We start from the raw sequence: 25874 nt of genomic DNA on the forward strand, positions 1-25874 counted from the left end.
CCGAAAAACCTTCGTCAAAGGCCATATAAAGCTTCCCCACAGCCCGACGAAAAAACGGGGAAAAATTGGATAACTACCTGTACCTGCCCTCGAGCTGCATCTGCCTTATCCTCGCGGTCAGGCCCCTCTTGGGGACGGTGTCCTCGCTCAGAACCTCGCCGGTTCTCGTGTCTATCCTCGCGTAGTAGAGCCTGTCCCTCCCGGAGACCTTTATGTGAACGTAGTTCCTGTCCTTGTAATGGGTCAGCCTCTCGGTACGCGGGCTCTCCTCGTTGTACTTCTCCCTCAGCCTCTTGTGGTACTCCTCCTCTATTGCCCTCTCCGTCAGCTCCGACTCCACCTTCAGGAGCTCCCCGGTGCCCCTTGCGAGCACGAGCTTCCCAACCTTCCGGACGCCGATGAAGGTTGCGACCCAGTCGTTCCTCAGCTCGATCCCCTCGACCCTCGCCTCAGGGTCGATCTCCCTCGCCCTCTCCTCAGCTATCTTCTCCGCAAGCTGACGCCGCAGTATCCTGTCCTCCTCCTCAATCGTCTTTCCGTCCTTGCTCAGCCTCAACCTAACCTCACTGGTCTCGTCTATGGCGCTTACGATGTACTCGTCCTTCGATTCCGAGATCGAGACGATCTCATATCCCGGGTACCTCTCCTTAACGAGCTCCCGCGCCTTCTTCTCGGATACCTCAACGAGGTAGTCGAGGACTTCCCCGGTCTTTCCGTCTATCTTAACAACCGCCCTGCCGTCCTCGCCGGTCAGTTCGAGTTCGAGGTACTTGTGGTTGACGACGCGATACGAGTCCAGCGTGACGTCGGATATCGGGAAGTTCCGAATAACCGTCTCCCTCGCCCTCACAAAGGCTATGTTCGGGGCGGGAAGGCGGCCGGCCTCTTCCACTTTTCCGTTCCTCAGATCTACCTTCACGACCTTTACAGCACCGCCAACGAGGACGTCAGCCGTGGCTGTCTTCTTATCCCTATCAACGCCCAGCACCTTCCCAGTCGGGAAAGCCTCTCTGAGAAGGGCCTCAAGGGCCTCCTCCGTCATCTCGGTCTGAACGCCCAGGAGCCTCCCGGTGTAGGGATTAAACGCCATCAGGAAGGAGAACCTCTCCGTCCGCCCCCTCAGCTTGATCTTCTTCTGGCCCTTCTCCATCTCCACCTCAACCGGCCCCTCCCCCGTCTCCTCCTTGAGTATCTCCCTTGCCTTCCCCATGAAGTAGGCCTCGGGGAGGGGCTCAACTTCGACGCTCATCTCCATCTTTTTCAGATCTACCTCGCCCTCGGCTTCGTTGTCGCCGATTTTAAGCTTTAGAAGGGCCCTTTCCGGGATGTAGACCTTCCTGAGCTCGACGATTGTCACCCTGTTCTCGTTCACGGAGAAAGTTCTTGAGGCGAGGTTCTTCAGGAGCACGACTGCATCGGTCGCGGAGATGGGCCTCTTCACCTCAACCCCGGTTGCCTTCACCCTTGAAGTGTCTTTGATCAGGGCCTTTTTTACGGCGCGGGAGAGCTTCTCGTCCTCACTCCCCTTCAGAACGATATCATCGGGGGAGAAAACAACTGCCCTGCCCCTCTCCTCGCTCCCATCAATACTCCAGGAGATCACGTAGGCCTCCCTGAGCTCGACCTTCAGTGATTCAAGCTCAACCTCCCTGGGCTCCACGGGGTATTTGGAGGCGATGTACCGGGAGACCCGCTTCATAAGCTCATCGGCTGAGAAATCGAAGAGCAGCGGGGCATCAAGCTCTATCTCCTCCGGCTTCTCCTCCCCCTTTTCCTCCCCTCCAACTTCCGCGGCGGCCTCTTTGAGCCCCTCCGGGACCCCTATCGAGTACTTGTTGAAGATGGAGGCGAGCTTTTCGCCGTCCCAGACCGTCACCTTCCCCCGGTAGTTCTCACTCACGAGGGGCCCTACATCACGCGTGAAACCTGCTGGGGAAATCAAAAGCCCTTTATCGGCTTTCTGCTCCTTCAGGAGCCTGGCGAGGGCGCTAACGTCCTTGGGGCCGGCGAGCCCCCTCATGTGGAGTTTTACGATGAGCTTCTCCGGCCCGGCTATTGGGTCAACCCTGATAGCTACGAGGTCAAAATCAGCACCCGATGCCCTCTCGTAGTCCCTGAAGCCCATCTCCTTGAGAAGCCCGATGATTCCATCCATGAGAGCGTCGCGGGATGCGGCCATCACGAGCTTTTGGCTCCACGTCATCGTAATCACCACGTTGTAACTAATCCGGCGGCGTCCTATAAATCTCTTTCTTTTCCCTGGTTATCACCCCGGGTGTTCGGAACTCTTTTTAACATACCCTGCTCTAAAAACTACGGGTGGAACAGGATGAAAAGCACCTTCAGGCTCACCGACTTCGACTTCTCCAACCGAACCGTCTTCCTGAGGGCAGACCTCAACTCACCGGTAGAGAACGGCAGGATAACCAACGACGCCCGCTTCCGGGCGGTTCTTCCGACGATCAAATACCTCCTCGACAACGGCGCGAAGCTCGTCATAGCCACCCACCAGAGCAGGCCCTACAAGGGGGACTACGTAACCACCGAGGAGCACGCGGAGTTACTGAGCGGTCTCCTCGGTCAGGAAGTCGAGTACGTCGAGGACATCTTTGGAAGGCTCGCGAGGGAAAGGATAAGCTCGCTCAAAGCGGGAGAGGCGATAATGCTGGAAAACCTCCGCTTCTCAGCTGAGGAGGTCTTCTACAAGCCACTTGAGGACTGCGAGAGGACTTTCTTCGTGAGGAAACTCGCGCCCCTCATAGACTACGTCGTCAACGACGCCTTCGCGGCGTCTCACCGCTCACAGCCCTCTCTCGTTGGCTTTGCACGCTTGAAGCCGATGGCGATGGGATTTCTGATGGAGAAGGAGGTCAGCGCTTTGACGAGGGCCTACGAGCACGGCGAAAGCCCCAGGGTTTACGTCCTCGGAGGAGCGAAGGTCGAGGACTCGCTGAGGGTGGTCGAGAACGTCCTGAGGAAGGAGAAGGCCGACTTAATCCTAACCGGCGGTCTCGTCGGTCAGGTCTTCACCCTTGCGAAGGGCTTCAACCTCGGCGACGCGAACATAGAGTTCATGGCTAAAAAGGGCCTCCTTGAGCTCGTTGACTGGGCCGAGAGGATACTCGACGAGTTCTATCCTATGATAAGAACCCCCGTTGACTTCGCGGTTGACTACAGGGGTGAGAGGATTGAAATTGACCTCCTCAGCGACGAGAAGAAGCTCTTAGATAAATATCCTATCCTCGACATAGGTTCGAGAACCGTCGAGAAGTACCGGGGGATACTCCTAAACGCCGGAACCATAGTTGCCAACGGCCCGATGGGGGTCTTTGAGAGGGAGGAGTTCGCCCTCGGGACGGTGGGGGTCTTTAAGGCGATCGGCGAGAGCAAAGCTTTCAGCGTCGTCGGAGGGGGGCACAGCATAGCGAGCATCTACAGGTACAACATAACCGGGATAAGCCACGTCTCCACTGGTGGAGGGGCCATGCTCAGCTTCTTCGCGGGTGAAAAGCTTCCAGTCCTTGAGGCCTTCAGGATAAGTTACGAGACCTTTGGCAGGAAACTCGGCGGGTAGTCGTCTCTTTTCTTGCTCTCCCTAATCCTGAAGCCCGGTGCCGCCCTCAATCTTACCGCCACCGAAGTTGTTCCTTTTAAACCTCTCAACATGCTCCTTCCGGAAAACAAAGCTAAGGCCATACTTCTTCTTGAAGGGCAACGTCAAAGCGCTCTTGATGAAGGTCAGAGCGGGATGCCTTACCGGGCTTTCGGCTGGTCTCAGCGCCCCGGTCGGACAGGCCTGAACGCAGATGTAACACCTTCTGCAGGCCTCCGGGTTCTTCATGAAGGGCCTGAGGCGAACCCTGTATCCAACCCCGAAGAGGCTCACCTTCATCGGGACGACTTCCCATATTTCCCCGCTGAAAGGACACGCTGAAATGCACTCGTCGCCCCCGCCGCATATCGGGTAGTGTATGACCAGCGGGGAGGCCTCCTTCATTCTTTCGTAGTAGTCCTTCCAGTCCGGGACTTCCATCTCACTCACCGAGGAGGACGAGCTTTATTCGCCTGGCGCAGTCCTTGAAGAGCTCCTCAAGCTCCCTCCGCTGGCTATCGTCAAGCTCCTCGATCCTTGAGAAGAGCTCCCTGAAGGCCTCCTTGAGTTCTTCACCGCCAAGCTCAAGGAAGAGCTTGTAGGCCCTCATCTTCCCCCTGGCCTCTTCAAGCTCAGCCCTGTGCCTCTCAAGGTATTCGAGCCCCTTCTCCGTTATCACGTAGGTCTTCCTCTCACGCTTCCCCTTCCCGGCAACTTCGATTAGTCCGCTCCTCCTGAGCGATGCAAGGATTGGGTAAACCGTCCCGGCGCTCAGCTTTACTCCGTAGAGCCTCTCCATCTCGGCCATCACGCCGTAGCCGTGGTTTGGCTCTCTAAGCAGGTCGAGGATGACGAGCTTGAGCGTGCCCCTGACGTTGGGCTTCTCCATCGAACCACCCAATATATCGGGCGACATATCGGTTAAAAGCCTTTGGGTCGCCACCCTTATTAAGGTCCCGCCCAACTCCCTCAGGTGATGGGCATGAGGCTGGTTCTCAAGCCACTCTTTGAGGCCGAACTGACCCCCGACTTCGCGGAAGTGATAAAGGGCAAGCTCCTCGGGAAGGATGTTAAAACCAGCGAGGAAGTTGTCATTGAGCTGATTGGAGAACTGCTCCGCTTCAAGGTTCTCTTAGCTGAGCCTTCTCCGCTCAAGGTAACGAGCTCGACGAAAATCGAGTTCTCGACCGGGAACCTCGATGCCGTCAACGTCGAGTTCGAGAAGGAAGTTGAGGACGTCATCCCCTTCGGGAAGGGCTTTGTCGTCGTCCTCGGAAACAAGGTCGTCGTGCTCTCCAAGGAGGGGCAAAAACTTTATAGCGAGGAGTTCAAGCCCCTTAAAGGAATTAGGGTAACCGAAGATTCGGTGGTGGTAATCCATGGCTCGGGCGTCAAAATCATTAGACCTTAGCCTTTTCACCTTCGAGGAGAGCTGGGAGGAGAAGAAGAGGAGGGCCGAGAGGATAGTCGAAATCCTCATGAAGACGCACCCCAGAGAAAAGCTCCTCATAGGCGACCCGTACAGGACCCTGATTCACTGCATAATCTCCCAGAGAATGCGCGATGAGGTCACCTACCGCGTCTGGGATGAGCTTTTTAGGAAATACAGGGACATCGAAACGATAGTAAAAACGCCCGTCGAGGAGATGCAGGAGTTCCTCAGGAAGAGGGGGGTCGGCCTCTGGAAGACGAAGGGCGAGTGGATCGTTAAAGCCTCGCGGATAATCCTCGAGAAGTACAACGGAAAGGTTCCCGACGACGTTCACGAGCTCATGAAGCTGCCCGGAATAGGGAGGAAGTGCGCCAACATAGTTTTAGCGTATGGCTTTGGGAAACAGGCGATTCCGGTTGATACGCACGTCAACAGGATAAGCAAGCGCCTCGGTCTGGCTCCACCGAGGGTTCAGCCCGAGAAGGTCGAGGAGTACCTGCGAGAGCTCATCCCGCGGGGGAAGTGGATATACGTGAACCACGCGATGGTCGACCACGGGAGGAGCATCTGCAAGCCGATAAGACCGAGGTGCAACGAGTGTCCCCTCAGGGAGCTCTGTCCCTACGCGAAGGGACTTGTGAAGGACGAGGACATAAAATGAGAAAGGACTCACTGGCTTTCTAACTTTATGTCGATCAGCTTAACGTGGAGGTACGCTCCCCCTTCAAAGTTTCCGAAGGAAGCGGCTATCTCCACCGGGAACGGGAGCTCTTCGGCCAGGAGGGTGTAGCCGTTGGCCGGCCCTCCCATCCAGCTGCCGCTCCAGGTGACGTTGTAGAGCTGGAAGGTAACGGAACCGAGCTTCGTACTCCCGTCCTTCGAGACAGAATAGCCGCCTCCCGAGCCGCTCAGGGATGTTACCTCCACGACGTCCCCGTAGACACCGCCGGCGAAGCCGTTGAAGACGTCCCATATCCCGTCGAGGGGATGGCCGCGTATCTGGGCGCCGCAGTTGGGATCCCCCTGGAAGTTTCCATCTGAGTCGATCTCGTAGCTGCAGCTCGGCCCACTGATGGTCTCCTTCGTGTAGTCCTCACCGCTCTCAAGGAGCTGGAAGACCGAGGGGACCCAGAGAACCCAGCCGGTGTACTCTCCAAGCTCGTTGGTGTAGACCCTGAAGTCGTACTCTGAGCCGTCATCGAGCTTTGCAAGGGCGTAAACCTCGTACCCCTTGTCCAAAGCTTTGTAGCCCTTCGTGAGGGTGTAGTGGAAGTCGTTCCCGGGCAGTCTGTAGGTGATGTCGTAGGTCACCTCCCGGACGGTATAGCTTTTTCCGTTTATCGTCAGCGGCTTTGAAGCGTCCCAGGCGAGCCTCCAGTTGTTAGAACCTCCTGAGGGGCTTTCCGTCTCTGTCTGGCTCTCGGTGCTACTCTGACTGCCCGTTTCGCCCCCGCCCTCACCGGCTGAATTCGGCTTCTCTATACTGACGTCTATCCCCGTGAACTCCCTTTCTAACTTTATACCTTCGAGTTTGAGCCTGGAGTATCCTTTTGCTCCCGTGCTCAAGCTGGCGAAAGTGCCCTCAGTCTCTATTGGAACCGGCAGCGCCGGCGCTATCGTTGCCCTCCCCTGGAGGGTAGCCCCCATAGCGGAATAGCTCCACTTCACGTTGCTCACCCGGAAAGTCTTCCCGTCGAGGGTAACTGTTCCATCGGGCTCTATCTTGTAGCTGTACTCCATTCCCATGAAGGAGAAGCTGTACTGGTCTTTCTTCATGAGGTCGTGGCCCTCCAAACCGCTCCAGGCTCCCGAGCCCAACAGTGCAGTCCAGGCCTGCCCGATGTACTCCCCGATGTCGCCGAGGACTGAATCCAGATCCCCCTCCTTGTAGGGGAGCTCCGAATAGCGGCCCAGCGCGGCTGGATTGCTCCAGTAGAAGTAATTGCTGCCGCTCCGGGCCTCCGCGATCACGGCCCCCCCTGTTCCCAGGGCACCCAAGTTGGGAAGCGGGTTGAGGAACCACTGATCGGTCTCCTTGGTTCTACCCCTGACGGCTATCAGATACTCAAAGGGCCCCGTCATATTGCTGCCGTTCAGGGGGGTCATTCTCTCGTAGTAGGCGAAGAGGTTGAACTCCCCGAGGTCTTTCTTCTGCCCGTTCTCGTCCGAATAGATGTGGGTCTTGACGTAGCCCCTCCTCTTCTCTACCTCGTAGGTCTTAGTGCCCTCCGGGGTTTTGACTGTGAAGGCGTACCTGATGTAGGTGATGTAGTAGCCCTCACCGTTGACCATCACCGGATCGTAAGCGTCCCAGGGGGTCTCCCAGGTTGCCGACACAGCACCGCTGGATTCAGTGGTTTCGCTGCCTCCGCCAGCTCCAGAACTCCCGCCGCTTCCGCTGGTGGAAGAAGCACTTTCAGAGCTGCTGGAGGTAGAGGGACTCCGGAATGTGCCCCCATTGCCACCGCCAAGGCATCCGCTGGCAACAACTCCGAAAACAACAACCGCAACCAGCAATATCGCCAAACCGGGTTTTCCCATACTACCACCACCCTTTCAGCTTTCGTAGGCGGCCTGGTAAAGCCAAAAGCCGCCGGTGTCTCCCGATACCAGGAGAACCTTCCCATCGTTGCTGAGCCTGACGTAGCCGACCGTATCGGGCACCTCAACGCTGAAGACCTCGTGGAAGTCCTTAAGGGAGTAGCAGTGGAGGGTGTTCCCATCGCCCATGACGACGAAGTTCTCGTTGGCGAAGTAGGGGAAGCCGGGAAGGGTTCTGACCTCGGTGAGGTTCCAGGTGAGGACGGAGGCCTCCTCGAGGGGCTCGTACCTGAAGAGGTACTTCCCCGTAGGGACAAGAGTCCAGCGCATCAGCGTCGTCATCTTGAAGGTGTACCCTTCCTTCTCGGCCAGAACGTCCCCGTTAAGCGAGTAAACCCTGAGCTTCCCGTCCTCGCTCGCGAGGAGCCTGTCCTTGTAAGCTATAACGCTCCCGCTGTTGATCTCTAAGAGCCTCTCGCCCTCTTTTACCACAAGGGACTTATCGCCGATTCCAAGGACAACCACTCCCGAATCGGATACCGAGTGCAGCTCGTACTCGTCGGAGCCCAGGGTCAGCTTCTTCCCGTCGCAGTAGAGCTCCTGCTTTCCCGCGTTGGGGGTTACGAGGTAGCAGACGTGGTTTCCGCTCGGCGAGCGGGCGATATCATCGGCCACACTGCCGGCCCAGCCGTGCCTCTCCTCCCCCCTCTCTCCTTCCCAGGAATATATCCTCAGGCCGGCGAATTCAGTGTAATCTGCCAGGACGTAGGCCTCCCCGTCCTTCACGGCAACGCCATCAATAACCGGCTTAACCGGGTCTTCCCCCCGGACGTCGAAGGCGACGCTCTCACCGTCGGGTTTGACGAGGTATAGCTTCGCCCCCTCGAAGTCAACCGCCGCTGAAAGGCTCCCGTCGGGGCTCATGTCCATGAAGGGAACGCCCGAGGTCGAGGCGTTCCAGACGAGTTCCATGCTCCACCTTTCAGGTGCCTGGGTACTCTGGGTCTCGGTGGCGTTGCCCCCCGCTGCACTTGAGCTCGGCGCGACGGTGGATGCACTGGAAGTCGTCGTGTGGGAGGGAAAGTCGGAAGTCCCAGACGGTGAGGCTGATGTCGAAGGGCCGGTACTCTGAACCATCCCGTGGGAGGTTGTTTTTCCTTCTCCCGCCCCACCGCTCAAGCAGCCGGCCGCTGCAGCCGCCGACAGGAGCAGCAGGACGATCAAAGCCGCCCCTACCCTCATGCCCATCCCCTTGCGTTATTAGGAAGAAAAAAAGGCTCAGCCGGATTTTTCGAGCTTAAGGTCTTCGAGCTTGATGTAGCCGTACACGGTTGTGCTCTTGCCCGTCTTGCTGTCCCTGTAGGTCACGTGGCCCGAAACCTCCACGGGCAGGAAGAGGGAGGGCGAGAACTTTCCGCTCCCGGTTATGCTCGTCCCCTCGGGAACCCCGCTGTACTTCCAGTTGAACTGAACGAGGTCGAAGGGTATGCCTGAGAAGGTTACCGTTCCGTCCGGCTCTGAGCTCCAGGTTATGGTGTGGCCGCTGTTGTCGGTCACAGAACCGCTCTGCGGCTCAAAGACGTTGTGGGACTTGAAGCTATCCCATATCGTGAGGTGCACAACGGCGAAGAGGCCGAGGTAGAGGTTCGAGAGGTCGCCGCCCAGGTCGCTCATAAGCTTGCCATCACCCTCAAAGTACGGGAACAGACCGCTCCGGAAGGCGGCCCCGTTCAGAAGGGTAAAGTTCCTATCCTCGTAGTCGATCTCAAGACCCACGAAGTTGTTGGCGTTCGGCGATCCGGAGGGGCTTATATAAGAGGCCCACTCAACGTCCCAGGGGTAGATGAAGGCGTCCCCGACGCTCTTCTTGTACCACACCTTCAGGATGAGCGTTCCGTTTACCGTCTTCGCTTTCACGGGCGTTACAACGCTCCTGTACTCGTAGACCTCGTGCTCCCCCAAGTCGACCTTGCTGCCGTAAATGTCCATCCCGTACACGCGAACCTTGGTCTTCCCAAAGCTCTTCTCCACAATGTACTCGTAGACGGGGGCGCTCTGGTTGGGCTGAACCTTGTAGCGTATCTTATAGTAGGTGACGTTGTAAACGTTGCTTCCGACCTGTACGGGGCTGTACTCCCAGGGACTGCTCCAGTAGGCCCTCTGAGCCGTGCTCGTTGTCGTTGTTGCAGTTGTCGTGGTCGTTACCGTGCCCGTTGTGGATTGAGACGTCGTGCCCCCGGCGGTTCCGGTGGTTCCCGTTGTGGTGGTCGTGGTGTAAGAGGCGGTAGTTTCCGATGATGTTCCCGTGGACGTCTGAGTGGGGCTCGTTGTCTGGCCGGTTCCCGTGCTTGAAACGGATGAATGGGTCGTTGAGCTTCCCCCTTTTGAAGTCGAGGGAGAAGTTGAGGTGGTAGAGCCGCCACCGAGACAACCGCTGGCAAAGACCAGACCGAACAAGAGTAAAACCAGCACTATACCTCCAATTTCTTTCATATTATTCCCTCCGACCTTTGAGGTAGTTTTTACTAATCAATTTATGAAGCCCATCCTCTTAAACCTTTCCTAAGTTTCAGATGAATCTGCAGCATTTCGAAAAACGTATAAGCGGGGAGAGGTGGGTTTCAGGATGTGGAGATGAGCTCCCTGAAGTCCACCGGTTTACCGACCTTCCCGCTGAGGTAGAGCGGGACATCAAAGACCCCTGAGACCTTTGAGATTATTCCAACGTCGGCCGTGGCGACGTTCTCAAAGGACTTCAGCTTGAAGTCAGGGCTCCTCACGAGAACGACCTCTCCGTTCAGTCCGAGTTCTGCCATCTTCTCCAAGGTGAGCTTTTTGACGAGTCCGCTCTTCGGCACGTTCTTTCCGTAGAAGAAGACCGCTCTCCCCACCCTGAGCTCCGCCAACCCTTTCAGAACGGTCTCTACAACTTGCCCAGTCCTCCCGCTTACCCGGTACTTTCCCTGATATTTTAAGTCCCTGAGGAGGCCGTCCTCGCAGAGTACGGCCCTCCCCTCAATGAGGGACTCCGTGGTTATGAGAACGTTGAAGCCGTCTACGGCGAGCTCCAAGCCCCTTAGATCCCCGGGTTTCAGCAGTTTCCTCCTGACCTCCTCTATCCAGGAGTCTGGAAAAACGCACCTGGCGAGAAGGTGCCTCTCCTTTCCCGTCAGCCTGTAGTGGTTGGCAACGAATTCGAGGGCGCCCTTCTTTCGGTAGCCCCTGTTGAGGAGGTACTTCAGGTCCAGGTACGCCTCAAGCAGCATGCATCACCTTGGGAGTCCATCAAATAACCTTTTCCCTAAGATCACCCAAGCGCGATCTAAAGAGACGGCGGGATGCGATAATCGCAAACTGACCTCCTCCCTCCCTAAAATGCAAAGGTTTTCAGAAAAAATGTGAAATTTCAAACGATCTTCTCCACGACCTCCCCCTGCATCCCCGTGTGTATCCTCAGCTTAACCCTCCCCCTGAGGAGCGAGCTCTTGACCTTCTTCGTCAGTATCTCGTCCACCTGGAAGATCCCTGCCGGATGCTTCATCCAGATCTCTATGAGTATCGGGTGCTCCCCGTCTCCCTCTCCGATCTCAACCCTCTCTATGGTTAGGGCCGAGACCGCGTGGATGTCAACCTTGTCCTTCTTGTAGGCCAGCCTGCTCCTACCGGCTTCCATGTCGCAGCCGTCGGCTATGGTGACCAACGAGCCCTCGATGGTCGTGCACGGAACCGCTTCGTCGTGGGTGTAGATGGCGTTTAAAGTGAGGGCCTTGAGAAGGAGTGGGTCGCGCTCCTCAAACTCATTCACGAGCTTCTCAACTATCGGCTCCGCAAGGAAGACGCTGAACTCGTAGTGTATGTTCCTGTGTATCATGTTGCCGATGTCGTGGAAGAGCGCGCCAAAGGCCACTATGAACTTGCTCCAGCGTAGGGGCTTTCCGAGCTTTTCAGCGGTTGTCCTCATCCCGGCATTCTTGACGATCCTGAGGAGCTCAAGGGCCCTCCTCGTAGTCAGGAGAACGTGCACCGGCCCGTGGTCGTTGAAGCCGTAGACGTTGAGGACTATGTAGTTGGTGGTCTCGAAGTAGTAGTGGTACTCGCGAAAGGCCCTCTCGTAAAGCTCAAAGAGCTCATCGTCTTCGAGAATAGCTTTTATCTCCTCAAGCAGTCCCTCCTCGGTGTACATTGCCTTCACCCAGGGGGGTAGGGGAGTGGGGTTTTAAGGGTTTTGAATGTTGGGGTTTAAACTCTTCCAATTCTTAGGTTCGGGGTTACACAAGTTTTTGTATTGCCAACGTCTTAGGATGAGGCCTTAGTTTGAAGATTCCAGGATATGAGGGTACAGGGGAATAAAAAAGAAAGCCCTGATCTGGTTACCTTCTCTTCACGAGTACTGGAATCAAAGCCAGCCCAACTATCAAGGCCGGCCCGCAGAGTTTTCTCTCCTTGGTGGATGTAGTGCTCTGAGTGCTTGACGGTGCACTTGTGGTTCTTGATGTTGTGCTCGTGGTCTTGGCTTTAGTGCTTGTACTGGTTGTCGTGTCCTTCGGCGCCCACGGAGGAGTTATTACCTTAAGCACTGGCTTGCCCCACTGGCAAGTTACATTAGTCCCATCTCTCCAGCATTCGAAGGTAATGTACTGTTCACACTCGCCGCAATAAGCACCGTGGAGGATCACTTTGAACGTAGTCGCGTTAATCTCCGCGTACCACCTTGTTATCGTACTGTTCCAGTAACCCTTATACCAGTGTCCCCCACTAACGTTCGGGAGATAGTTCTCAACCCCCCACTGGTACTCCTCAAGGATCTTCGAAAGATTCCACTCAGAGAGCTTGAAAGGCACTCTGGGAGTTTGAGGGTAATATTTGTCTGGTCCTTCGGTTTTTCTCCCGTTTGAGGAATAGTAGATTGTCCACACATGTGTCTCGTTGTAGGGTAGTATAATGTAAGCCTTGTATATTGACACATCGTTAAATGGATTCATTGGAGGAGTTCCATTCCTCGCAATCGCCTCTCCCCTAATACAGACGCAGAGATAAGTCTGGTTTTGGTTGAGTTTTTCGAGAGCATTAAACGCACTAACCGGCTGGAGGAATATTAAAAAGACAAAAAGCAAGGGAAGGAAACGCTTCATCCTCTCACCCCCACCGGGCGATCATGTAGTATCCAACTCCCGTGTACGGGCCGGTTTTGGCTGTATAGTTGGCTGGTAATTGATCGTCCTCTTTTCCGTCAAAGTCTAGATCCAAATACAAGCCCGCATCTATATCGTAGACATAGTTATGCCCTAAGGTGTGTCCCTTTGCGAGAAGTGCGAACACGACCTCCCAAGCAGATTTATGATTCTGCTTGAGACCATCAATTGTGTAGTTACTCTGCCAGTGGGTGGGCATTATCTCCTCAATGGAGGCTAGGTCTTTGGGTCCGCCGTAGTTTTTGATTAGTTCCAGCAATCCGTATCCGGTCTTGTTCTCTAATTCTCTTGAAACGTTTTCGAGCTGTTCTTTGAAAACCTCGTAGTCCCTTGGCGTGCTTATCTCAGTCCACAAGTCACCGGCCTCCATTACCGTCTTCATCTTCTCGAACTTTATACCATATTCATTGGCGAGGAGATTCTTTAAGTCATTGTAGGTGAACCCATCCATTTTGCCATCTTGATTCGGATCCCATGAAAATGGCGCACCGTACTCGTCATCTATGCCAAACACGAAGTGGCCGAGCTCGTGAGCCATGCCACCGTACCAGCCCTTGTTCAACGGATCGTTAAACCAGTCCCACGGGAAGATTATGTACCCGTTCTCCTTTCCGTCAAGGTTTTTCACCCACTTCCAGTACCAGAAACCGTTATATGTGACGGGATTCGTTTTGTTCAAAGTTAGCCTCACCATCGACTCCCTCCACTTTTCGCTTCCCTCCGGAGCGTTGTTCGTTATGTTGACCTCGGCTATCATCGCGTAGCCGTCCGTATAATCGTAGATAACCTGGCTCGCCCTCTGGAAGCCCTTAACGAGCTGGGTAAGGTAAGTCTGGTTGGCATCCCAGCCAACTGCAACGCTGAGCTTTATCCCAAGAACGTCGGGCTTTGCAGGGTCCTTACCTATGAAGAGCTCCGCACTGTTCGGAACGCCGTCCCCATCGTAGTCGCCGTACATGTCGTTCTTCCTCGGGTCAAACCTCTTGATGTAGCCGTTCTGCTCAAGATCGTAGTTGAGCCCGAGTTCCCTGTAGTAGGGTATGCTGTCGCCGTCCTCATCTATGATCCGAACCAAGAACCATATCTCCGCGTCGTCTTCATCGGGACTGTCAACCGTGTAGACCTCGGCGGTTTTTGGAACTGGCAGAGCCCCCGTGAGGAATTTGCCCTTAACCAGGAAGGAGCCGTTTTTGATCTTCTCGAGCTCGGCTTTGAAGCGATCGTCCAGCGGTGCGTCGGTCTTTATCCCCTGCGGTGCCCTCGGGGGCTTGAACGGAACTATCCTCGCCCCGTGCTTGTTTATCAGAAGAACCCTCCTAATCGACCCGTCGGGGAGCTTGAGCGTGAACTCCACGACTTCGGTGGGCTTTAAAACTCTAACCGGGCCCTTAGATGAGCGGTAATCGATCTCGTCCAATCCGTCCCATCCGCGAACGCTGGTTATGTTAACGACGCTCAGGTTGTAGCCGAGGGCCTCAAGGTCACCGTAGTACTTTGAGAAGGGCTCCGTATAGCCCCCCGATCCCTCACTGTAGGAGCCTGAGCCGTCGCCGGCACCGCTCAGGTGACCGTAGCCGTAGCGGACGTTGTGATCGTTCGGGGCATCGTCTCCTGACCATGTTCCTTTGAGGACGTTGAAATATAGGAGGGCCTCCCTCTTGTCCGGCTGGGGCGATATATCGAGGGGAACTTCAGAGAGATCGCTCATAACTATGGAGGCATTAAAAGTCACCGTGACAGAATCCCAGTAGTCGGGAACGTCAACTTCTATAGTTGCTATTACCTGGTCCTGAATGCTGCTCAGGGGACTCTCCCCAGCGGGCAGGTACTTTTCAAAGTCGTTCTCGTTTTGATTGAGGAAGATCGTCTTTGAAAAGTTCTGTTCGTCGATTCCCTCAATGGCCTTTCCATGTATCCTGAATCCCAGGCCGGAATCCGGTAGGGCGTCCAGGCCGCGAATTCTGAAGATGTCGATTTCAACCTTCAGATTGCCCAGCGGATCCATGTCGTCGGGATCGAGAACGCCGTCGCCATCGGTGTCCGGGTTGTCGGGGTTTGTCCCGTACTCTTCCTCAATCTCGTTGAGCCAGCCGTCGCAGTCGTTGTCGTTGACTTCAAAGGTCTCAGTCCTGGTTCTCGTCGAGAACTTGCCCTCATAAACTGCTTTTACCTGGTGGTTGCCGGAGGGAGGAACGTTCACCTGGAAGGGTACGTTGAGGAGTTCACCGGGCTGGATATCGATGATGGTAGAGCCCGCGAGATTGCCGTCGATGTAAAGTTCAACCGTCCCGATGCCCGTAAACTGGCCGGCGTTGTAGAGCTGCACGGTGAAAGCGGTCTCGCTGTTTCCACATATCCTGTCCGGGTAGGCTATGTCCCTGACCTCAACGTCGGGGTTCAGGATAACGTCCGGCTGGACTCTAAGGGCGCTCGTCAAAGTACCCCCCCCACAGAAGGGCAACCAGCAGGAGTACCATGCCAACTATCTTCCTCATGGGATCACCACCAAACTGGCAAGATTAAAGTAGGGCACTTCTACTTAAAAACCTCTCTATTAACCATCGGTGATAAAACCGGGGAAACCAAATCAAAGGGGACTAAAAGGCAGGGCCCGCTGGAGCCCCTTGAGGCAACCAACGCCCAGCTTAATAGGGCACATGGGCACAAAGGCAATAGCTTACATCTGGATCAACGAAAAGAAGTGGAGAGCGCAGGCGTTGGGGCAACTTGAGCAGGGAAAGGGGAGCTTGCCGCAGGCAACATTTTGGCGAGCTCACAATAAACGCCGCAAGAATGGGGGGCATGATGAGACCCATGGCGCCGAGGGGTTCCGGGAGGTAAGCATCTCACTCTAACATGCCCTCAAGCTCCAGTACCTTCTTCGAGCGGAGGTAAACCACCGGAATTCCCCTCTCGCGGAGCCTTCTCCTGAGATCCTTGTCGTTGGTGCAGACTATGACGTGCTCGTTTTTTGCCGCGAAGTCGAAGATCTGGTCGTCCGTCGGTCTCTTCCCGAACTCACCAACCTTGAGGGTCTCGAACCTCTCCGCGAGCTTCTTCGCCATCCTCACCGCGAGCAGATCCCTCCCGCGGGACTTCCTCTCTACGAGATCGAGCTCCCGCAGAACGACGTCCGGAACGGCGATCTTGAAGCGGACGTCCAGGATCCTGTGAAGCTCGGAGATTACGTCAACGCCGAACTGACCGGGCACGAGGAGAAAGTTCGTGTCAGGGATAACGAGCCACTCCTTCCTCTCCATAGGAACCACCAAGGAAGAAAAGGAAAGGGTTCAGTCCCTGATGAAGCCGTAGCCTATGAGGCGCCATCTCGAACCGATCTTCCTGCTTATCGCTACCCTGTCCCCGGGTTCGGCGCAGACTGGTATCTGGAGCTTCAGCTCGGCGGTGCCCTTTCCGAGGCCTGTAACGAGGCCCATCGTCCTGGCCGTCCCGACGTTCAGGAGGAGCACCTCCTTCCTCTTTATCGGCTCGACCTTCAGTTCCTCCTCGGTTCCTACAACCCTCTCAAGGAGGTGAACCTCAAGGGTCAGCTCGTCCCAGACAGGCGGGAGCTGGCCGGGCTTTCCGACGACGTTTCCGGCCATCAGGTCGCCCTTCGTGAGGTAGGGGTCGAGCTTCGTCCCAACGCCAACGAGGCCGCCGGGGTAGGCCTCCTCAACAAACCTTCCACCGGCCTGGAGCGAGACCACCTCGGTCGTTATGGGCTCGTACTTTATCCGCCCGTGCTCCTCGTAGGGAACACCTGGCCTTATCTCGATCTCGTCCCCCACTTTGAGCTTGCCCTGGACGATGGAGCCGCCCACGACGCCACCGACGAGCTTCTCCGGCGGGGTTCCAGGCTTGTTGACGTCGAAACTCCTCAGGACGAGCATCTTTGGTGGCCTGCTCGGGTCGCGCTTCGGCGTTGGTATGAACCTCTCTATGGCCTCAAGGAGGACATCAACGTTCGCACCGTGCAGCGCTGAAATCGGGATTATCGGGGCGTTCTCGGCGACCGTTCCCCTAACGAACTCCTTAATCTCGTGGTAGCGCTCTATGACCTTCTCCCTGTCAACCAGTTCGATCTTGTTGAGGGCTATGACGATGTTCCTGTTGCCGACTATCTGCAGGGCCATGAGGTGCTCCCTGGTCTGAGGCATTACGCCCTCGTTCGCGGCTATTACCAGAACCGCCCCGTCCATCAGGGAAGCTCCTGCGAGCATCGTGGTCATCAGCGCCTCGTGGCCCGGTGCGTCAATGAATGAAACGCGCCTCTCGAACTCGGTTTCATGCCCGCAGTAGGGGCAGATCGGTGAAGTTGAGTACCTGCCGCAGTTCGGGCACTTCCTTATCTCCGCGTCGGCGAAGCCTATCTTTATCGTGATGCCCCTCCTGAGCTCTTCGCTGTGGGTGTCGGTCCAGATTCCGGTTAGGGCTTTCGTCAGTGTGGTTTTACCGTGATCAACGTGACCGACCATGCCTATGTTGACTTCAGCCTGTTTGAACTTACCATCGGCCATATCTCTCACCCTAAGGCTAAAAAGCGGGGACGCTTATTAAGGTTATCCATCGGAAACAGAAAAGGGCCGGCTCACCAGCCGGTCTCGTATTCGAAGGTTACCTCCGCGGAGCCCCCCACAGGCACGTCGAGCCTGAACTCAACGTAGGATCCCGTCTCGTCCGCGGGCTGCACGCTTGAGCTCAGCATCTTCCCCCCGTATTTGTAGTGCCTGACGATCACGGTCCTGTTTTCATCGCCGAAGTTCTCTATCTTGATCTGAACCTTGTAGCGGGCCCATCCGTTGCCCCTCTGGTAGCTCAGGATCTTCGTCGTCCCCTTGAGGTCGTAGTCCTTCCCGATTCCTATCCTCACTGTGTCCCCTTTAGGCGTGTGCCCTATGCGTCCCTCTCCTATCAGAATGGTTCCACCGCTGCCCTCGCTGTAAACCTCGACCACGCCCGCGGGGAGAACCTTGTCCGTTTTGAATGAGACGGACTCGTAAACGGGCCCGCTCCTGTCGTAGGCCCAGCTCTCGTAGAGGTACTCCCTCCGGAATCCTGTCCGGGCAGATATGTAGGGGAACATCATGGTGCTCGCGGGCTGGATGTCTATGGCCCCGAACTGGTAAGTGTAGAAGGCCTCGACCTTTTCTGGCTCCTGCGATGGTTGGACCTCCCCAGATTTGGCCCCCATAGCGTAGAGCTCCCTTGGGGAGCCCTGGTAGAGGTTCACGTTTCCAGACACGAGCACGACCTTTGCGTTCTCAAAGCCATGGGATGTGGGGTTCTTGATGACGACGAAGCCTAAAAGCCTCGCGGTACTCCCGTTGAGGTAAAGCTTGTACCTCGTCTCCCAGCTCATCCCGCCAACGCGGTAGATCACCTCAACTGGGTAGGTGCCGGCCCTCTCCGCCAGGAAGCTTGCGTAGACCCCGCCCTTTTTCTCAAGTCTCGACGCCCTGAAGTAGACTAACTCCTCAGGATTCACGGCGTAGAGGCCGTTCTCCCCCTCAATTATCAGCTTTCCGTTCTTCAGGCCGAGGAACTTCCCGTCTATTACGTCCCCAGAGCTCAGCTTCACCTCCACGTTGGAGCCGACGTTGGAGTCGTAGAGGTTCTCGCTCGACTGGGAGCTGTAGAGGCCCAGGAACTCAACGCTCGAATTGAGCGGCCTTATGGTTATCTCCTCAACGTTGAGGCCGGCCAGCTCCTCTAAGGGAACCCTGTTGACCCCCTTTTCAAGGCTCAGGTTAAGAACCCTGCTCACAACTCCTATCTGGGCTGAATCGTAGAGCGCCAACGTCGTATCGACCTTCGCAGCGCGCCCCCGCTCGAAGCCCTGAAACACCACCATGAGGAGGATTACCCCCACGGCGGCCAGAACAACAATACCCTTCTTCACGGCACACCACCATAATTCCTTTGTTCATCAACCTATTTATACCCCCGGGACAGCTTCAATCTCAACTGAAGTGATGGCCCGGTTTCCGGATGGAAACCCTTTTAACCGGCCCCGGCTACTCACAACCGTCAGGCTTACGGGGTGATTGCTATGGACAGGGTTGGAAAGGCCAAGGAGATAATTGAGAAGGCGAAGGCCGAAGACAGGTCCCTTGTTGAGCCCGAGGCGAAGGAGATACTCAAACTCTACGGAATCCCCGTCCCGGACTTCAAGGTCGCGACAAACGAGGAAGAGGCGGTTCAGTTCTCAAGGGAGATCGGCTACCCGGTCGTTATGAAGATAGTCTCCCCGCAGATAATCCACAAGAGCGACGCCGGCGGCGTCAAGATAAACATCAAGAGCGACGAAGAGGCAAGAAAGGCCTTCAGGGAGATAATGGAGAACGCCAGGAAGTACAAGCCGGACGCAGACCTCTGGGGCGTCATCATCTACAAGCTCCTCCCGCTCGGGAAGGAGGTCATAGTCGGCATGATCCGCGACCCGCAGTTCGGCCCGGCAGTGATGTTCGGTCTCGGTGGAATCTTCGTCGAGATCCTCAAGGACGTAAGCTTCCGCGTCGCTCCGATAACCAAGGAAGAGGCCCTTGAGATGATAAAGGAGATAAAGGCTTACCCGATTTTAGCGGGCGCGCGCGGCGAGAAGCCGGTGGATATAGAAGCCTTGGCGGACATCGTCGTCAAGGTCGGCGAGCTCGCCCTTGAGCTTCCCGAGATTAAGGAGCTCGACATCAACCCGATATTTGCCTACGAGGACTCGGCCATAGCCGTTGACGCGAGGATGCTCCTCTGAGCCCTCTAACCTTCTATTTCAGGCTCTCACTTTTTACTCAGCCTTCTTTCCTCTAATCAACCCTTTTTCGTGTGCCCTTCGCTACTCCGGACGGGAGAAAGCGTTATAAGGAATGAGCCCAATACATTCTGTAACTTTCCTGATGAGGGGTGAGACCTTGCGTTTTGCAATAAGACTCTTACCGGGAAGAGAGCCCTACAGGGTTCCCTTCAACCACCTGCACTACCTCCAGGGACTCATCTACCAAAGAATCCAGCGGAAAGACCCCGAACTCAGCTTAAAGCTCCACAATCCCAAAGTCCCGAAGTTCTTCACGTACTCCCTCTTCATGACGGAGGAGAGGGAGTTCCTGGAGGGAAGAGCCTACTTCCTCGGCCGCGGCGGGGCTTACCTTTACTTTTCCACAGCTGTCCCGGAGATAGCGGAGGCCTTCATAGGCGGACTCCTCGAAGAACCCGAGGTTGAGCTATGGGGCGAGCGGTTCATCCTGAGGGAGATCAGGGCCCTCTACGAGCCCGAAAGGCTGAGCGGCAAGAAGCTGGTTACCCTTTCGCCGATAGCGGTTTCAACAACAAGGCCACTCTTTGGAAAGCCGAGGAGCTATGATCTGGCACCTACAGACCCGGAGTTCTACGACCACCTCAGGGAGAACCTCATCGAGAAGTACACAGCTTTAACGGGAAAAACGCCCGAGAGCGGTGAGCTTGAAGTTAAGGTTTACCTCGCCAAGCCGAAGCGCTTCGAGGTAAAGCCCGGGATCTACCAGAGGGCGTGGCATCTGGTCTTCCGCGTTAGGGGGGATGAGGGCCTTCTGAGGGTTGGTTATTTAGCCGGTTTCGGGGAGAAGAACTCAATTGGGTTTGGGATGGTGAAGGTTGATGGGAGGAAGCCGAGGGTGAAGAAGAGCTGGAGAGGAGGTGGAAAAGATCGGGAAAGAAAGAAGGATTGATGCGTTTCTGGAAAACTCCAAGACAGGAGAAATCTCTACACCGAGGGACAAGCACTCTCCGTTATTTACTTGGACGGGGCATCCTTTTACGGACGCAGGCCTCGTTGCTCTTCTTCTGCTCAGCGGGAAGAACAGACCGGAAGAGCTAACAGAAGAGGATATTGAGGAAGCAATTAAATTCGCTTCAAGGCTCTACTCAAGAAAAGAATGGAGTTCAGGTTACATCCACGCCATGATGCTTCCAAACAGCGGGATCCTCATGGCCAATCCCAGTATGTCCAAGAAACGCACACCAGAAGCTATAAAGACAAATCTGCTTTCCCTCCTCTATGAGAATGAAGATCCAAATGCACCAATGTGTGAAATCTGCGGAAGAAGACACGCACGTTCAAAACCTGTGTATAGGTCAGACTTTCCCCTAGTTGGAACTGGAGGTGTCCCAAACTACTTCCCCTCGGGAAAAGATGGTGCAAACATATGCTCTCACTGTCTCTTCCTTGCCCAGATGATGCCTTTAGTGGCTTACCGCCTCTCAAGGATTCTGATAATCCATGCCTACCCCTACGAACTTATGCTAGAGTTCCACAGAGAGGCCATTGATGATGTGAAAAAGAGTGAACTTGCTTCAGTTGCTAGGAACTTTAAGAGGCCGGAGAACTTTCTCTTCAAGAAGCTTAGTGAAATAGGCAGGAACATAGAGTTAGGTAAACTAAGCGGGGCCTCAATAACACTCTATTACTTTGTCAACAACAATCAGGGGCAGGAGATAGATGTTATTTATATCCCAAACCCTGTCGTGAGATTCGTTGCTTTGGCAAGTCAGCGTGACTCAGATGGATGGGCCAGAATAGTCTCAATGGGCTGGAACAGGGGCTGTGCAAAGAGGCTTGCCAAAAAACCGGAGGAAATCGAAAAGAGCTGTCAAAACGATGTGTACCGCAGGCTTCTGAACGGTGAGAGCATATTGAATTACTTCATTGACCGTCCAAACCGGCGGACAAACGCAAGCTGGAATCTCCTCTCCTTTTACTGTTCGGAGGTGTTGGGTTTGGATAAAGAAGCTCTGGAGTTTGTTAAGGGAGTTGCCGATAGGATTGTAGAAACGATAGAAAAACTGCCAGACAACAAGCTCTCAAGGCGCGTCAGGGAGCTTGAAAGGGCCGAGAAGCTCTACCAGTTTGAGAGTTTCTTCATCAGGGTTGAAAAGGACAGGCAGGAGCTTGGAATACCGGAAGCCCTGATGAGCTTCGACGACTTCGCACGGATACTCACCAGCTACGGCGAGGACTTAAACGTATCATGGAAGACTGTCAAGAACCTGCTCCTCTTCCGCATCTACGAAAAGCTCCATGACAGGCTAATGAAGGCCTCCCCCGAGGAGACCGGAGAATCTGAAGAGGAAGAAGAATTTGAGGAGGGTTGAAGAATGAGGTTTGCGACAGGTTTGGTTTTGATAGACGCGCCACACTCGGCGCTTAACATGCTCGGTATAGACGAGAGCCTCGCGGACAGGAACGTTACCAGGGTGAAAACTCTCAAGCGCGGTGGAAGGCGTTATCCCTATGTTTCTCCACAGGCCTGGAGGTACTGGTGGCGCTCAACGTTGAGAGAGCACTTTAACTGGGAACTTTCCCCGCTCTACCGCGAGCAGAAACAGGTGTTCACCGCAGCAAATCCCCTCAAGTATCCTGACGATGACGTCTTCGGCTACATGAGGGCCTTCAAGAAGGGTGGAGTTAACGTTACCGTAACGAGGGTCTCGCCGTTAAAAAACACTCCGCTTATCTCCGTCTTACCCGACAGGAACTCCCTTACAGTTGATGAGGGTTATGCATCCAGACACGAAGGCGACCCTGTTCCTTACAGCCAGGAGTTCTATTCCACCGTCCTCAAAGGTGCCTTTTCCCTCGACCTTGACGCTGTTGGAAGGTTCACGATAATCAGCAAGGCAGGCTTTAAGAACCTGCTGACGAGGGATGACGTTCCAAAGGATAAGAACGGCAAACCCAAGAGGGGAACTGAAGAAATCGTAAAGGAAATAGAAGAAATGGAAAAACTTGCGAGAGAACTTGGAGTTGAGAAGAGAGAAAAGGAATGGATAATGCCCTCCCCCATTAGGAAGAAGCGCGCAAGCGAGACGATAAAAGCCCTCCGCTTCCTCACCGGCGGGGCAAAGCAGACGCAGTACCACACCGACGTAACTCCCAAGTTCATCCTCCTACTCAACATCAACGCAGGAATAAACCCCTTCATAAGCGACGTCGTTTTTGAAGAAAGCGGGGAGGTAAAGTTCGACGCGGAGGCACTTGCAAAGAGGCTCAAAGACCTCAAAGAGGTTATTCCAGAGGGTGCAAAGCTCTACATTGGCTATGATGAGGGCTTTATCAAGTCCCTCGGCTGGGATATAAATGACATCGAAGAGAAGCTTAAGGCCAACGGACTGGATATCGTTAAGGGAAGTGTCAAAGACGCCATCGAAGGGTTCGTGGAGGAAATCGAAGCCTACTACGGGTGAGCCGATGATAAGGGTGAAGCTTAAGGCCTGGACTGCGTCCTTCCGCTTTCCCACTTTCCAGTCGGGATACCAGCCTACACTCCCAGTTCCACCGCCGTCCACAATTCAAGGGATACTCTCGGCTGCAAAGGGAGAACCAGTATATCTGAGCGAGCTTCCCTACGTTGGCTACGTCTTCAAAAGCGGTGGCAGAGGAGTTGATCTTGAGAAAATATACGCCCTCGGAAAAGTCGAAACGGACATAATGAAACGTGAATTCCACTACAACGTGGAACTCTACCTGTATCTCACTGATTACTGGAAAGAACACTTCAAGAGGCCCTGCTATCAGCTCCTCCTAGGAAGGTCAAGCGACGTTGCAACAGTTGAGGAGATAAAAGCGGTTGAACTTGAGGAGAAAGAGGCCCCGCTGGGAGGCACAGTCATCCCGATAAACCTCGGTCTTCCCGGAATGATCCACTCGCTCGTCGTCGAATACGACTACTCCAGCGTTCCAAGGAGGGCAAAGCTGGTTAAGCCCTTCGTAGTTCTCCCGTTTCCAGGGACACTTGTGGAAAGAAGGAGACAAACTGCCAGGGCTCTCTATGATCCGGAGCTGGACATCGGAGTTTACCTGCACAGGTGGAGCTAATGAAGCTCTGCTACGCCAAGTTCAATCCCCACCAGTTCCTTGAGTGCCATACCCTCGATGCCATCAACGTCCTGAAAAGCTTGAAAAACTCATTTCACTGGCTCGAAGAGCTTTCTCCAAGAATCTTTGAACTTTCCTTCTATGCAGTTCTCCTTCACGATGTCGGTAAATGTGCCTCAGGTTTTCAGAAATCAGGACTTCAGAGGAAGCGATGGGGCTACCGCCACGAGCTTCTCTCAGTCCCGTTCGTCCAGTTTTTGGACTATGGGGAGCGGGAGAAGAACATCATAGAGCTGGCGGTACTCACGCACCACAAGACCCTCGACGAGCTCGACCCTATTCTCCCGCTGGGTGGTGAGGAGCTTTCCCCGGAGTTCTACGAAAAGATAGAGGAGCTTCTGGAGAGGGCGGAATATCTGGAGCGGATGTTCATACCAAGGATTCCGAACATGGAGGCGTACTACTTCGGCACTAAACGGCCCCCCAAGAGGTTTAAACTCCCTCTTGACTGGCGGGAAAGGCTCCGGGACTTCGACTTCCAGGCCCTGAAGGAGTGGTACGAAGAGCACACCAATAACGAAAGGCTCACCCTGACGTTTATGCGGGGTCTCTTAAACGCCTCCGATCACCTTGCTTCAGCGGGTGAAACTTCCATTGCGCTCCTTCCGGACATCGGGGAAAGACTTGAACTCAAGATTCCAATCGAAAAGCTTCGCCCTCTCCAGATAAAGGCCTCACAGCATGTAGGAAACCTCATTTTGAGGGCTCCCACTGGCTATGGAAAAACCGAGGCTGGGCTACTATGGGCTAATAAAAACGCCTTCAGAAGTGAAGGAAAGATAGCGAGCAGGATTTTCTACATCCTCCCCTACAAGGCAAGTATAAATGCAATGCACAGGAGACTCATAGGGCTGTTCTCAGACCCTTCATTAGTAGGAGTTCTCCATAGCTCAGCAGGTTTCTATCTTTACTCCTCTTCCTTGGAATACAGGAGACTCGGCTCCCTCTACAGAAAAATATACACCCCTCTGAAAGTCACGACGCCGTTTCAGCTTATGAAGGCATTCTTTGGTGTCGGATTCCACGAAATGCTAAAAACGGAACTGGCAGGCTCACTCCTAATTTTTGACGAGATACACGCCTACGAACCGAACGTCCTCGGCATAATCTTGGCAATGCTTGAGGAAGTTGCCCCACTGAAGTCAAAAGTCATGGTAATGACGGCTACACTGCCGGACTTCTTGGAGGATTTAATTAAAGAAACTCTGCCCTTTGGGGAGTTAAAAGCTCCTCCCGAGGAGGCAGATCAATTCACCCGCCATAGGGTTCACGTCATTGATGGAAGCATGGACTCCATTGAAGAGCTTATTCCAGAGCTGGGGCTCTATCAGAGGGTAAAGGATACCTCAAGGTCTGCTCTCATAGCCTGTAACAGCGTTGATAGAGCCGTTGCCACTTACAAAGCCCTCAGAGAGAACGGGTTCAGAGTCCTGCTACTTCACAGCAGGTTCACTCACGGCGACAGGGAGAGCAAGGAGAGGGCGCTCTTAGAGAGGATGACGGATTACGACTTCGTAGTTGCTACTCAAGTAGTAGAGGTCTCGCTTGACGTGAGCTTCTCAACGATACTGACGGAACCCGCCCCTCTCGATGCACTTATACAGCGCTTTGGAAGGGTGAACAGAGGGGGATGGAGTGAGGGAAAAATAGAGGACGTTTACGTCCTAACTCAGGGTTCTGAGGCCGACAGGAAGATTTACAAAGACTACCAAGTGGTAGAGGAGAGCGTCAAGATTCTAAGAGAACTCGATGGAAAGGAACTAAAGGAATCGCTTATTCCAGAACTCGTCAGCACTGCATACTCAGAAATTTCGAAGAAACTGACCGAAAAGGTTCAGGGCTACAAAAAGCTTGCAAAGGAAGTCTTTAACAGCGTGAAACCTCTTAAGGGGGGAGAAGATGAGAGGAAATTCTATGAGATGTTCAACGGAGTAGAGGCCATTCCAAGCACCTACGCTGGTGAAGTGCTCAAGCTTCTCAACAGGGGAATGGGAATTGAAGCATACCGCTATCTCGTCCCAATACCAATTTGGCTTTACTGGGCTGAGAAAGAGAACTTCCACAGGCTCAGCGATAAGGGCATAGGAAAACATGTCCTCGTTGCCGAGCTTGAGTATAGCCCGGAAACAGGCCTCTCAAAGGAGCCCCTGTCTGCGGGGGACATCCTGTAATTATACCAAAAACTATAAAATTCACTACACTAAATACTGT

The 25874-nt window shown here is 54.6% G+C and carries 22 protein-coding genes; 9 read left to right on the forward strand and 13 right to left on the reverse strand.

Annotation, left to right across the window (positions count from 1 at the left end):
* Positions 1-73 precede the first annotated feature (73 nt).
* Positions 74-2203 (reverse strand): restriction endonuclease, encoded by a 2130-nt coding sequence (locus MVB78_RS10705; RefSeq protein ID WP_297491364.1) that lies wholly within the window; start codon positions 2201-2203, stop codon positions 74-76.
* Positions 2204-2329: 126 nt separating this feature from the next.
* Between MVB78_RS10705 and MVB78_RS10710 the strand changes: the two genes are divergently transcribed.
* Complete coding sequence (locus tag MVB78_RS10710; protein ID WP_297491244.1) at positions 2330-3574, forward strand: phosphoglycerate kinase; 1245 nt, start codon at positions 2330-2332, stop codon at positions 3572-3574.
* A gap of 21 nt (positions 3575-3595) precedes the next feature.
* Here MVB78_RS10710 and MVB78_RS10715 read toward each other — a convergent pair whose 3' ends face one another.
* Together MVB78_RS10715 and MVB78_RS10720 are read right to left on the reverse strand one after the other, a co-directional pair.
* Complete coding sequence (locus MVB78_RS10715; protein WP_297491368.1) at positions 3596-4033, reverse strand: ferredoxin family protein; 438 nt, start codon at positions 4031-4033, stop codon at positions 3596-3598.
* A gap of 1 nt (position 4034) precedes the next feature.
* Positions 4035-4493: a PadR family transcriptional regulator gene (locus MVB78_RS10720; RefSeq protein WP_367271011.1), complete on the reverse strand. Its 459-nt coding sequence runs from the start codon at positions 4491-4493 to the stop codon at positions 4035-4037.
* A 75-nt stretch (positions 4494-4568) separates the two neighbouring features.
* On the opposite strand from MVB78_RS10720, the gene MVB78_RS10725 reads away from it, so the two are divergent.
* Positions 4569-5003 carry an ATPase gene (locus MVB78_RS10725; RefSeq protein WP_367271012.1) on the forward strand — a complete coding sequence of 145 codons (435 nt, stop codon included), beginning with the start codon at positions 4569-4571 and terminating at the stop codon, positions 5001-5003.
* Entirely contained in the window at positions 4972-5685 is a 714-nt protein-coding gene (gene nth, locus MVB78_RS10730; protein WP_297491248.1) for an endonuclease III, read from the forward strand. Before MVB78_RS10725 ends, nth begins: the two co-directional genes overlap by 32 nt.
* 8 nt (positions 5686-5693) lie before the next feature.
* Here nth and MVB78_RS10735 read toward each other — a convergent pair whose 3' ends face one another.
* The 10 genes from MVB78_RS10735 to MVB78_RS10780 all read right to left on the reverse strand — a co-directional run bounded on the left by MVB78_RS10735 (position 5694) and on the right by MVB78_RS10780 (position 18659).
* Positions 5694-7565, reverse strand: coding sequence for a hypothetical protein (locus MVB78_RS10735; RefSeq protein WP_297491250.1), 1872 nt, complete (start codon positions 7563-7565; stop codon positions 5694-5696).
* 15 nt (positions 7566-7580) lie between these two features.
* Complete coding sequence (locus MVB78_RS10740; protein WP_297491252.1) at positions 7581-8813, reverse strand: hypothetical protein; 1233 nt, start codon at positions 8811-8813, stop codon at positions 7581-7583.
* A 30-nt stretch (positions 8814-8843) separates the two neighbouring features.
* Positions 8844-10058 carry a hypothetical protein gene (locus MVB78_RS10745; protein ID WP_297491254.1) on the reverse strand — a complete coding sequence of 405 codons (1215 nt, stop codon included), beginning with the start codon at positions 10056-10058 and terminating at the stop codon, positions 8844-8846.
* A gap of 128 nt (positions 10059-10186) precedes the next feature.
* Positions 10187-10831 carry a DUF434 domain-containing protein gene (locus tag MVB78_RS10750; protein ID WP_297491256.1) on the reverse strand — a complete coding sequence of 215 codons (645 nt, stop codon included), beginning with the start codon at positions 10829-10831 and terminating at the stop codon, positions 10187-10189.
* A gap of 140 nt (positions 10832-10971) precedes the next feature.
* Positions 10972-11748 carry an HD domain-containing protein gene (locus MVB78_RS10755; protein ID WP_297491376.1) on the reverse strand — a complete coding sequence of 259 codons (777 nt, stop codon included), beginning with the start codon at positions 11746-11748 and terminating at the stop codon, positions 10972-10974.
* Positions 11749-11935: 187 nt separating this feature from the next.
* Positions 11936-12697 (reverse strand): CGP-CTERM sorting domain-containing protein, encoded by a 762-nt coding sequence (locus MVB78_RS10760; protein WP_297491258.1) that lies wholly within the window; start codon positions 12695-12697, stop codon positions 11936-11938.
* Positions 12698-12701: 4 nt separating this feature from the next.
* Entirely contained in the window at positions 12702-15194 is a 2493-nt protein-coding gene (locus MVB78_RS10765; protein ID WP_297491260.1) for a CARDB domain-containing protein, read from the reverse strand.
* Between the two features lie 409 nt (positions 15195-15603).
* Positions 15604-16017, reverse strand: coding sequence for a PIN domain-containing protein (locus MVB78_RS10770; protein ID WP_297491262.1), 414 nt, complete (start codon positions 16015-16017; stop codon positions 15604-15606).
* 30 nt (positions 16018-16047) lie between these two features.
* Positions 16048-17277 (reverse strand): translation initiation factor IF-2 subunit gamma, encoded by a 1230-nt coding sequence (gene eif2g / locus MVB78_RS10775; protein ID WP_297491379.1) that lies wholly within the window; start codon positions 17275-17277, stop codon positions 16048-16050.
* Positions 17278-17348: 71 nt separating this feature from the next.
* Positions 17349-18659: a DUF4139 domain-containing protein gene (locus MVB78_RS10780; protein WP_297491264.1), complete on the reverse strand. Its 1311-nt coding sequence runs from the start codon at positions 18657-18659 to the stop codon at positions 17349-17351.
* Between the two features lie 150 nt (positions 18660-18809).
* Here MVB78_RS10780 and MVB78_RS10785 point away from each other — a divergent pair, with 150 nt between their 5' ends.
* The 6 genes from MVB78_RS10785 (at position 18810) to cas3 (ending at position 25834) form a co-directional block, all read left to right on the forward strand.
* Complete coding sequence (locus MVB78_RS10785) at positions 18810-19508, forward strand: acetate--CoA ligase family protein (RefSeq protein WP_297491267.1); 699 nt, start codon at positions 18810-18812, stop codon at positions 19506-19508.
* A gap of 112 nt (positions 19509-19620) precedes the next feature.
* Positions 19621-20457, forward strand: a complete 837-nt coding sequence (gene cas6, locus MVB78_RS10790) for a CRISPR-associated endoribonuclease Cas6 (protein ID WP_297491270.1) — start codon at positions 19621-19623, stop codon at positions 20455-20457.
* A 7-nt stretch (positions 20458-20464) separates the two neighbouring features.
* Positions 20465-21880: a type I-B CRISPR-associated protein Cas8b1/Cst1 gene (gene cas8a1, locus MVB78_RS10795; RefSeq protein ID WP_297491381.1), complete on the forward strand. Its 1416-nt coding sequence runs from the start codon at positions 20465-20467 to the stop codon at positions 21878-21880.
* Positions 21881-21883: 3 nt separating this feature from the next.
* The gene (cas7i, locus tag MVB78_RS10800) at positions 21884-22972 is read left to right on the forward strand and encodes a type I-B CRISPR-associated protein Cas7/Cst2/DevR (protein WP_297491272.1); all 1089 of its coding nucleotides are present in this window, start codon (positions 21884-21886) and stop codon (positions 22970-22972) included.
* 4 nt (positions 22973-22976) lie between these two features.
* A complete protein-coding gene (cas5b, locus tag MVB78_RS10805; protein WP_297491275.1) occupies positions 22977-23603 on the forward strand; it encodes a type I-B CRISPR-associated protein Cas5b in 627 nt (208 codons plus the stop codon).
* On the forward strand, positions 23603-25834 hold the full coding sequence (gene cas3, locus MVB78_RS10810; protein WP_297491278.1) for a CRISPR-associated helicase Cas3': 2232 nt from the start codon (positions 23603-23605) through the stop codon (positions 25832-25834). The genes cas5b and cas3 overlap by 1 nt, the downstream gene beginning before the upstream one ends.
* Positions 25835-25874 lie beyond the last annotated feature (40 nt).

It is taken from the genome of Thermococcus sp., assembly GCF_026991495.1.
Lineage (GTDB): Archaea > Methanobacteriota_B > Thermococci > Thermococcales > Thermococcaceae > Thermococcus.